Below are 9,967 nucleotides of genomic sequence, written 5' to 3'. Positions count from 1 at the left end.
GCGCTGTCCGCCCCCAGCGTCTCGAACAGGGCCCGGTGGCGGGCGTCCAGCGGACTGCCGACCTGGCCCGGCGGCTCGTCGGCCCCGCTTCCCGGGAGCAGCAGGGGGCCCGCGCCGCGCAGCACCCGGGCCAGTGGCCCGCGCGCGCTCTCGGACAGCGGCGGCAGGGCGCCCTCGAAACCCGCCGCCGGGCGTCCGCGGCGGTCCCGGCGCACCACGCCGACCCGCTCCCCGGTTCCGTCCACGCCGAACAGGTCGATCACGCACCAGTCGGCGAAGCGTCCGGTGAGGATCCGGCACACCTCGCGCAGCCCGCCGTCGGGGTCGGAGGAGTCGGTGACGGCCCGCCCGGTGTCGACGATCATCGCCAGGCGCGCCATCGCCTCGCTGCCCACGGGGGCGGCGGCCCGCGGGTCCTGTGGCCGGCCGTCCTCCGGCTGGACCTCGGGGGTGACGACGGGGCGGGCCTCGGGGTGCGGCTGCAGGGCCTCCGTCTCCTCCCCGGTCCTCTCGCGCGCCGCGGAGGCGGCCTCTCCGGCCCTCGGGATCAGGTGGGCCACGAACAGGGTGCGGCCGTCCGCGGTGTGCTGCGTCTGGACGACCAGGCGGATGGGCACCTGCCGGCCGTCCCGGTGCAGCGCGGGCAGCGGGACGGACCGGCCCAGGATCCGGGCCCGCCCGGTGAACAGCAGCGAGGTGAACGCCTCCTTGTGCCGCTGCCGCAGGTGCTCGGGGATGATCGTGAGCAGTCTGCGCCCGACCAGTTCGCCCGGCTCCCAGCCCAGCATCCCGGCGGCCGCCGCGTTCACCGCGACGATCCGGTTCTCCTCGTCGGCGGCGACCGTCGGGGTCCTGCTGTCGCGCACCTGGACCGGGTCGAACGGCACGGTCTCCAGCGGGCCCGGCTTCGGGTCGCGCGGGATGACGGTCCAGGCGGTCGGGTGACCGCCGGCGAGCTGCCCGGCGATCTGGCCGAAGAGCCAGCTCCGCAGGGCACGGACCGCCGGAACGGCGGGGCGGGCCAGCATCCGTCCGTCGCGGGCCGCCGCCTCGGCCTGGTCGAGCACCTGGCGCAGGACCAGCACCGACGGTGAGGCGTCGGCCGGCACCGACAGGGTGAGGGTGCTGGTGCCGACCTCGGAGGGCGGCTGTCGGTCGAGCGCCGCGGTCACCCAGACGCTGATCAGGTGGTTGGCGTCGTTGGCGACGGCCAGGTCCTCGGGGCGGACGCCGAGGGTGTCGCCGCCGAAGGCGGCCAGCGCCAGTTCCCGCAGCAGCTCGTGCCGGTTGCGGTGGGACGCCGTGTAGAGGGAGCCCGGCAGGTCGATCAGGGTGACGGTCCTGCGCGGTCCCGGGTCCTGGGCGGTGGTCCCCCAACTGGAGGGGACCGGCGGCGTACGCGCGGGGCCGACCTCGAACCACACCGTCTTGCGGCCCCCGCCGGACTCCACCCCGTAGCGGGTGGCCAGCCGCTGGACCAGGGACAGTCCCTGCCCGGTGGCCGCGAAGGGGTGGAACTCCTGCTGCGGCATCAGGCCCAGGCCCGGCCGCTCGTCGCTCACCCTGACCTCGGTGTGGTCCTCCCGCGGCCGGATCGTCACCTCGACCGCGCTCCTGGCGTGCAGCACCGCGTTACTCACCAGCTCGTCCACCAGCAGCTCGGCGACCTCGCACGTCTCCCCGGCGTCCTGGCCGAGGACCTTCCGCACGAACCTCCGGGCCTCCCCCACGCTCTCGGGGCGGGGGGCGAACCGGCGGGAAAGGGGATGCTTCGGGACGATGTCGGACATGCCTCTCAGTGTCCGTCACGCGGGACGACCGGCCCGGCAGACACCGCCGACCGCGGACGGACCTCCCAGCTGACCCAAGGGTCGGGCGGTCGGAAGGCCGGACGGACGGGCGAGCGCCACAGCTCGCTGGACGGCCGCGCCCAGGACGTGGTCGAGGTGTTCGACTCAGCTACGGTTCATGGAGGCGGAGCCTCCCCGGTGGCAGTGCCCGTGGCCGTGGCCGTACCGATGCCGGGGGCGACCTCGACGCTCCGCAGGGACGGCGCCGCCTCGCGGGCCAGGTCCCGGGCGGCCTCCAGGTCCGTCCCGGCCGCCATGGAGAGGTACACGCCCCCGGGGCCCAGCGTCGCGCGCACGACGGAGTGCTCGGCGGCCACGGCCTCGTAGGCGGCCAGTGCCTCGTCGAGGTCGCCGGGTTCCTCCCCCGGAGAGACGCGGACCTCAGGTGTCACTCCGAGCGTCGTGTACACCGTCAGATAGGTCACGGGGGAGGCCCGGTAGCTGCTGCCCTGGGAGACCAGTGCGTCGGCGACCCTCACGGCGTCGGCGGGTTCGGCCGTCTCGACGTAGGCGCCCCATTCGTGGCCGCTGATCCGGGGCGAGTCGGTGATCTCACCCGCGACGACACGGTCGTCGGCCGCCAGCGACTTCCAGAGGGCCACGACCGTGATGTCGACGCCCTTGTCCTCGACCACGGAGAAGGTGATGTCGTCGGCCTGGATGCTTCCGGTGTAGCTGCCGTTCGCGGCGAGGTAGTCCCGCAGCTCGCCGGTCAGTTCGGACACGCGGTCCGCCGGTGCGTGGTCCTCCAGCACGAGTGTGCCCCGCGCGTCCCCCAGGAAGGGGAGGGTGTTCTGCCCGTGGGTGTCGACCCGCGCGACGTCGGAGGTTCCGCGCCAGTCCTCTTCGAACTCCTCGGCGAGGGCGTCACCCTTGTCGATGGCGCAGCCACTCAGCAGTTGGGCCGTCAGGGCGAACGCGACGACCGCCGTCGACCGCCGCACGGTGTGTCTTCTCAGTGCCGTCTCCTCCGGAAGCAACGCCCGGTCGAGCCCAACAGGCGTCACACTTCCGGGAGTAGGGGCGAACAGCGGCAGCCTAGGAGGTGCTTCGGGGAACCGCAATCGCCGCTTTCCGCTCTCCCCGACGAGGCTGTCCTGCCGAGTCCCTGTCGGCCGCGGCCGATTCCTCGTCGAGGCCCGCGGTCAGGCGGTGACCATGCGGAGGAAGGCGTCGAGGTTGTCCCGCATGCGGGCGACCTTGCCCTCCAGCCCCAGGCTCTCCTCGAAGCCGCGCCCGGCCGCGCTCTCCTTCACGCCGCGCAGATACAGCGAACAGGCCAGGTCGGCGCAGAGGTACTGGCCGACGGTGTTGCCCTGCCGCCCGGCCTCACCGGTACGGCGGGCGGACATCAGCACCACGTCCCCGCGGACGTGGGTGGTCAGGCAGAGCGAGCACAGGGACCTGGCGGTGAAGCCGCGCGCGGCGCCCGCGGAGACCGCCCGCAGGGACAGGCCGAGCAGCCCGCCGTCCTCCCGTTCGGCGACCAGGTAGGCGCGGTCGGGGGCGCCCGGATCCCGCCAGCCGAGGAAGTCCAGGTCCTCCCAGGGCCGCTCCGCCAGGTCCCGGGGAAGGCCGAGGCGCTTGGCCTCGCCCTTGGAACAGTTCACGAAGCTGTTGCGGATGTCGGTCTCGGATATCTCTCGCACGCCATCGAGGCTAGGACGCCTAATACCTTTAGGCAAAATGATTATTTCTCTAGGTGAGAGCGGTCACCTTCCTGGCCACCCGGGTCCCGCTCACGGCCGCTCGGCCGGGCGCCCTCCGGTGACCCCGTAGTACTGCAGGTCCTGGACCTCGGGAGAGGTGGTGACGGCGAACCGGGTGACGGCCTCGGTGGTGGTCCTCCCGCCGCGGGTGACCTCCGCGGCGGTGCGCCCCGGCCGCAGCGGCAGCAGCTCCGCCCGCACCCCCGCCTCCATGGTGAACCGCTCGTGCAGGTCGCCGACCGTGACGTCCACCGCCCCGGGGCGGGCCAGGAAGGTGAGCACCTCCACGGTGTCCCGGGCGGGGGCCGATCCGGGGCGCGGCCGCATGGGTTCCGGCTGGCCGGCGGCCCGGGCGTCGTGGGGCTGGACGCGGTGCGTGAGGTAGACCGTGTCGCGGACGACGCGCGGCCAGGAGCCGGTCTTGAACCGGGCGAGGTAGTAGGAGCTCACGTCGAGGTAGGTGTGCCCGTTGTGCGACGAGGGCGCGAACTGGGTGCTCTCCGAGTAGTCGTTCCAGGTGGTCAGCTGCACCCAGTCGGCGCCGTCCTCGATGGCGTGGTTCCAGCTCCCGCGCAGGGTCTCGGTGTTGCCCGCCTCGTCGTACACGCCCTGGTTGGGCCGGGCGTCCTGCACCGCCACGGGCTGCATCCAGAGCTTGCCGTGCCTGCGGGCCAGTTCCGCGTGCTCGGAGTAGTGGCCGAGGGTGGTGTGGCTGCGGCTGCCCCAGGTGGAGAAGCCGTGCGCGAGGGGGGCGAACTCGTCGGCGTGCGAGGTCAGGTCGAGGAAGACGGGGACGAAGGCGGTGCGGACGCCGTGCCGGGTGCGCAGGGTGTCCAGCACCTCGCGCCACCAGCCGGCCGGCTTCTCCTCGGCCTTGAACGGGGACACCACGAGCCGGCCGTCGTCGAGCCGGTGCGCGTTGGGCGCGGCGCCCAGCTCGGCGAGGGCGCGGGCGAGGGTGGCCGGGTCGGCGTCGAGGGACTTCATGTCGGGCATCAGCATGATGCGGAAGCCCGGGTCCTCCTCGCGGGCGGCCCGCATCAGCAGCTGGACGCGCTCCCAGTTGGGCCCTTCCAGGGAGAGCAGGTCGACGCTGAAGCCGTCGATCCCGGCGGCCACGGCGGTGCGGACTTCCTGGCGGTAGTGCGCCGAACGCCAGTCGCCCGAGGCCGGTTCGACCGGGAGCGGCCGGTCGCGGAGCAGGCCGCCGTACGCGGCGTGCTTGCCGCTCTCGCCGTCGGCGGCGAGGTAGTTGCGCGCGTAGTAGTCCTCGTCGGCGGGGCGGTTGTCCAGGGAGAGCGGGTAGGGCGTGAAGTAGTGCGCGAAGACCAGCCGGTCGCTCGAGCGCAGCCGCTCGGTGGAGGGCAGGTCGAAGGGCAGCGGGTCGCGCGCCGCGGCGGCGGTGGGGGTGTCGCGGTCGCCTCCGGCGCCGAAGCCGAGCCCGGTGCCCGCGCCGACCAGGAGCAGGATGCCGATCAGGGCAGCGACTCCGGCCCGGCGGCGGCTCCGGCCCGGTAAGGCGTGGCGCCGTACTGTGGTGTTCTCCATGGGTGCCCTCCCCCGGCCGCGCGGCGGGTCGGGCCGCGCGCCGCCCAGTCAAGCCGACCGGCTCCGCGCCCGCAATGCCCCGAAGGAGTCACTCCGCCTTTGTTCGAGGCCCGTCCAGGTGTTCCCGCAGCGCCTGCCCGGGCAAGGGGTGCAGCAGGTCGCCGCGGACGCCGAGGGTGGTCCGCGCCGCCAGCAGCGAGTTGAGCACCGCCTCCTCCACTGCGTCGAGCACCGCCCGGAACAGGGGGTCGAGTGCGGTGTCCGGCACCGGCCCGCGCGGCGTCCGCGTCCCGAACGCAAGGCCGTAGTCCCCGCTGCCGTGACTGAACGACGCGCCGACCCGCCCCAGGGCGTACACCGACCGGCGCGCCACGCGGGCCAGTTGGCGGGCGTCCAGCGGCGCGTCGGTGGCGGTCACCACCATGCACGAGCCCGTGTCCGGCTCCGGGGGCCGGGCCGGCACCCCGACGTCGGCGGGCGTCACCTCACGACCCAGCACCCGCAACGTTCCCCCGAAGTTCGCCTGCACCAGGACGCCCACCACGGCGTCCTGCCCGGCCACGGGCACCACGCGGGAGGACGTCCCGACGCCCGCCTTGAAACCCAGTGCCGTGGTCCCGGTGCCCGCGCCGACGCATCCCTCGGCCACCGGCCCGCCGGCCGCCCCGTCCAGCGCGGCCCGTACGTGCTCCTCGCGCACCGGGCGGGAGCGGATGTCCGAGAGCAGCCCGTCGTTGCACTCCCCCACCACGGGGTTGAGGCTGCGCACCTGTTCGCGACCGGGCTGCTCCAGCACCCACCCGACCAGCGCGTCGGCGACCCGGAAGGCGGAGAGCGTCGAGGTGAGCAGCACCGGGGTCTCGATCGCCCCCAGTTCGGCGATCTGCGTCGCGCCGATCAGCTTGCCGTAGCCGTTGCCCGCGAACAGCCCGGCGGGCAGCGGACTCTCCGGTCCGACGCCGCCGGGCACGATCGCCGTGACGCCGCTGTGCACCCGGGGCGGCTCCCACAGGGTGGTGTGCCCCACCCGCACCCCGGCCACGTCGGTGATCGCGTTGTGCGGGCCGGCGGGGAACGGCCCACTGGAGAGGCCGAGTTCGCGGGCGCGGGCAGGGCCCGGCGGGGAGGGGCGGGCGGACGGGAAGGGGCGGGGGGGCAGCGCGTCGCTCATGCCCGGCACGCTATCCCGCCGGCATCGGCTCCTCCGCGGCGCCGGGACCGGCGGGCAGTTCGGTGAAGGAGTACGGCGGCCAGGGGCCCAGGAAGCGGACCCGCACCGCGGGGTGGCTGTCCTGGACGTCGGCCAGCACCGTGCCGACGGTCTCGATCTCGTTCGCGGGCACCAGCAGGGCCGCCGACATCACCTCCGCCTCGCGGGGGTCGCGGACGCTGCGGGTGCGGTCCCGGATGTCCTCCACCACCGCGGCGAGGCGGCGGCGGACATCGGCGTGGATGCTGTCCGCCAGCCGCTCGGACGCCTCCTTGCGCAGCCCTTCCAGCTTCTTGGCGAGCAGCCGGCGCATGCCGGGCGAGCGGTCGGCCATCTCGGCCTCCAGCGCGCGGGCCCGCTCGTCCTCGCCGGTGGCCGCCTCGCGGTCCACCGTGAGCTCGACGCGCAGTTCGGCGCGGCCGTCCAGTTCCCGCAGGCGGGCGCCGAGTTCCTCGGCACGCTCGCCGAGCCAGGCGCACAGCCGCTCCTCCGCGCCGGCCTCCGCGCCCGGCGCGACCAGCACGTTGAAGGTCATCGGCAGGACGGCGCCGCTCCTCTCCCAGACGGCGACGACGGCGCGGTCCTGTTCGACCACCCAGCGGCGCACCGTCTCGTCGGCGCCCTCGAAGGGCTCGGCCGGACCGTCGTGCACCAGGGCGGCGAGGCCCGTGCCGGGGGCGCGCAGGACGCGCAGCGGGCGGTCGTCGAGACCGGTCACGCCGTCGGCCGGGTCGCCGGGGACGTCGGGCAGGAGTGCGTAGACGTAGAGGGCGGAGTCGCTCATCGGCCGGCCTCCTCCGCCCAGCGCGCCGGGTTGACCAGCTTGTCCACCACGTCGTCCACCACCTCGTCGAGGCCGCGGTGGAGATCGGCCACGGAGGTGGTGATGCCGTGGTCCTCCTTGATCTCCTCCAGCGCCTCGTCCAGTTCGAGCAGGGCGTCGCCGAGGCGTTCGAGCTCCTCCTCGGTGAGGTCCCCGCCCTCCATCCGGCGCAGCGCCTGGCGTTCCAGCGCCTCCTGGATCACCTCGACCAGGGTGAGCACCAGGGCGAGGACGCCGTGCTTGAGACTCTTCTCGTCGACCGTGAGAGCCATGGGTTGTCGTCTCCTTGTCCTGCGGTGCTCGCCGTCACGCCACGGGGGCCGGGGTGTCCGGCCTCTCGGGGGCGAGCGGCATGTCGGGGGCGGCCGTCGCGGCCAGGGCCTCGGCCCACCGCCGGGGCTGTTCGGCGGCGAGGGTGACCCTCCCCTGGGACACCGTCTCCAGCACGATGACCAGTCCGTCGCCGGCGGGGCTGCGGCCGGGCTCGATGTGCGCGCCGAGGATCTCGCCGGGCGCCACGACCAGGGCAGGGCGGGCGTCCAGCGGCGACTTCCACATCAGTCCGGTGGGGCCGAGCCTGCCCTTGCCGCCCCGCCACAGCGGACCGCTGCGGCGCGGCTCCTGGTACCAGAGATGCTCCTCCACCTCGTCCGCGGGCGCGGCCTCGGGGGCGGCGGGCAGGGCGGTCAGGCCGGGGTTGAGGCCCCTCAGCGCCTCGTGCAGACCGTGCGGGTCGGCGGCCGAGAGCAGGGCGGTGCGGCCGTCGAGGGTGGCCACCCGCAGCCGGGTGCGCTGCTCACCGCCGACGGTGGTCTCCGTCTCGAGCTGGACGGTGCGCAGGTCGCGGACCCCGGCCTCGTAGAGGACCTCCCGTGGGTCGCGGCGCAGCACCACCAGCCGCTGGTCGGTGAGGTGGACGCCGCCGGGGCGCCATCCGGTGTACACGCCCTCCTCCAGCAGGTGGCCGCCGGGCATCCGGGTCACCAGGCTTTCCCCCGCGCGCAGGTCGAGATCACGCCGGACGGAACGTTCCGCCCAGGCGCGGGTGGACTCGTCCCACTGCCGGAGCATGCCGTACTCCAGCATGGTCTCCATGCCGGCGATGGCGGCGCGCAGGCTGACGCCGATGAGCGGGATGTCCGCGACCGCGACGATGAGGTCGAGGTGGAGCACGGCGCCCTTGTTCAGCAGCACCTCGACCAGGTCGTCGAGGGTGACCCTGGGGTCGCGGGTGGGCTTCATCGCGGGCCGCGACTCGGTCACTCGCTCTCCTCCTCCTTGGTCTCCGTGGTCTCCTTGCGCGCTTCGGCGGTCTTGCGGGGCGCCTCCTTGCGAGCGGCGGCCTTCCGTGGAGCCGAGGTCCGCCTGCGGGCCGTGCCGGTCTTCCGGGCGGCGGCCTTGCGCGCGGGGGTCCTCCGGGCGCGTTCCTCGCTCACCCGGGCCGGTCGCTGCTGTTCCAGCTCCCCGGGCTCCCCGCCGCCCTCACCCGTGTCGGTGGCCGCGCGGGACAGCGCCTGCGCGCTGCGCCAGCCGCACCAGGGGCACCACTCGTCCAGCAGCTGCTTGGTGGGCACCTTCTTGTCGCACTGCGGGCAGGCTTCCTTCTCCTCCTTGGCCTCACGCCAGGCCGCCGTGTCGGTGTCCGTCCCCGCGGGGAACTCCAGGCCGTAGCGGGAGGCAGTCTCGAACGACGCCAGAGCGGCACGGAGCCGGATGCCGAGGAGTTCGACGCCGGCGACCGAGACCATGATGTCGGCGTTGAGGACGAGGCCCTTGTCGAGCAGGGTCTCGACGACGTGGGCGAGGCTGCCCTCGCCGTCCCGCCGCGGCTCCAGGGCCCGGGCGTTGGCGACGGTACGGGGCGCGGGCGACCCGAAGGAGCCAGCCCAGCGCTCCGAAGCACCCGGGGAGCCGGTCGCCCGAGGGGCGGGAAGTCTGGTCTGTTCCTCGTTCATTCCCTACGCGTTACCGGTCCGCCCCGGCACACACCTGGCCGTGCGCCCCCTCCTGCGCGACGGGCGTCACGGCGCGGCCGGGTACGCCGTCCGTGGCGCGTCCGGTCGCTTCCGCCCCGAAGGGGTACCCGGCGCGGATGAGCGACGCACCCGAGGGCGCCCGGAGCGCCACGACCGACCGGTGGCCCTACCTGGCCGCGAGCACCGCCGTGGGCCTGAGCGCCTGGGTGGGGGCGCGGGCCGCCGGCCCCTCCGACGACTGGTACGCCGGGCTGGACAAACCGTCGTGGCAGCCGCCTGCGGCGGCCTTCCCGGCGGTGTGGACCCCGCTGTACGGCACGATCGCGTGGAGCGCCGGGCGTGCGCTGAACCGCGCGCGGGGGCGCGAACGGCGGGCCCTGGCCGCCCGGTTCGGCGCCAACCTGGCACTGAACGCGGCCTGGACCTGGTTGTTCTTCGGCCGGCGCAGCCCGGCCGGCGGCGTGTGGGGGGCACTGCTGCTGGACGCGAGCAACCTCCAGCTGATCCGTCGGGTGGCGCGCAGCGACCGCAGGGCCGCCGCGGCGCTGCTCCCGTACGCGGGCTGGTGCCTCTTCGCCACCGCCCTCAGCTCCTCCATCGCCCGCCGCAACCGCTGACGGGGCGAAGCCGCCGATCGCTGCCGGACCGGGTTCGGCCCGGGAGCCCCGGGCAGACCCCACGGCGGCGGGCAGCGCGCAGCCCCGCGGCAAGGCCGCGCAGCCACGCGCCACGGGCCGGGCAGCCACGCGGCAAAGGCGCCGGCGCCCGCAGCGAGCGAGGCCGCGCAGCCCTGCGGCAAGGGCACGGCGGCACCGGGGCGAGGGCGCGGCGGTCGCCGTCACCGCCCGCCG

General features: G+C 74.7%; 10 protein-coding genes. 1 reads left to right on the top strand and 9 read right to left on the bottom strand.

What is annotated here, in order from left to right:
* From ACOV8S_RS07665 to ACOV8S_RS07625, 9 genes are all read right to left on the bottom strand, one after another.
* Window positions 1-1,790: PAS domain S-box protein (locus ACOV8S_RS07665; RefSeq protein ID WP_448316887.1), on the bottom strand; the 1,790-nt coding region annotated here is incomplete at its 3' end.
* Window positions 1,791-1,966: 176 nt separating this feature from the next.
* A complete protein-coding gene (locus tag ACOV8S_RS07660; RefSeq protein ID WP_448316886.1) occupies window positions 1,967-2,794 on the bottom strand; it encodes a hypothetical protein in 828 nt (275 codons plus the stop codon).
* A gap of 201 nt (window positions 2,795-2,995) precedes the next feature.
* Window positions 2,996-3,499 (bottom strand): FBP domain-containing protein, encoded by a 504-nt coding sequence (locus tag ACOV8S_RS07655; protein WP_448316885.1) that lies wholly within the window; start codon window positions 3,497-3,499, stop codon window positions 2,996-2,998.
* A 90-nt stretch (window positions 3,500-3,589) separates the two neighbouring features.
* Entirely contained in the window at window positions 3,590-5,107 is a 1,518-nt protein-coding gene (locus ACOV8S_RS07650; RefSeq protein WP_448316884.1) for a glycoside hydrolase family 71 protein, read from the bottom strand.
* A gap of 88 nt (window positions 5,108-5,195) precedes the next feature.
* Window positions 5,196-6,278 carry a P1 family peptidase gene (locus ACOV8S_RS07645; protein WP_448316883.1) on the bottom strand — a complete coding sequence of 361 codons (1,083 nt, stop codon included), beginning with the start codon at window positions 6,276-6,278 and terminating at the stop codon, window positions 5,196-5,198.
* 10 nt (window positions 6,279-6,288) lie between these two features.
* A complete protein-coding gene (locus tag ACOV8S_RS07640; protein ID WP_448316882.1) occupies window positions 6,289-7,101 on the bottom strand; it encodes a GvpL/GvpF family gas vesicle protein in 813 nt (270 codons plus the stop codon).
* On the bottom strand, window positions 7,098-7,412 hold the full coding sequence (locus ACOV8S_RS07635; protein WP_108953034.1) for a gas vesicle protein K: 315 nt from the start codon (window positions 7,410-7,412) through the stop codon (window positions 7,098-7,100). Before ACOV8S_RS07635 ends, ACOV8S_RS07640 begins: the two co-directional genes overlap by 4 nt.
* A gap of 34 nt (window positions 7,413-7,446) precedes the next feature.
* On the bottom strand, window positions 7,447-8,403 hold the full coding sequence (locus ACOV8S_RS07630) for a gas vesicle protein (RefSeq protein ID WP_448316881.1): 957 nt from the start codon (window positions 8,401-8,403) through the stop codon (window positions 7,447-7,449).
* Entirely contained in the window at window positions 8,400-9,095 is a 696-nt protein-coding gene (locus ACOV8S_RS07625) for a gas vesicle protein (RefSeq protein ID WP_448316880.1), read from the bottom strand. The genes ACOV8S_RS07630 and ACOV8S_RS07625 overlap by 4 nt, the downstream gene beginning before the upstream one ends.
* A gap of 137 nt (window positions 9,096-9,232) precedes the next feature.
* Between ACOV8S_RS07625 and ACOV8S_RS07620 the strand changes: the two genes are divergently transcribed.
* On the top strand, window positions 9,233-9,733 hold the full coding sequence (locus tag ACOV8S_RS07620) for a TspO/MBR family protein (RefSeq protein WP_448316879.1): 501 nt from the start codon (window positions 9,233-9,235) through the stop codon (window positions 9,731-9,733).
* The last annotated feature ends 234 nt before the right edge of the window (window positions 9,734-9,967 follow it).

This window comes from Streptomyces sp. CO7, assembly GCF_053474865.1.
This window is presented reverse-complemented; position numbering and strand designations above follow the sequence as displayed.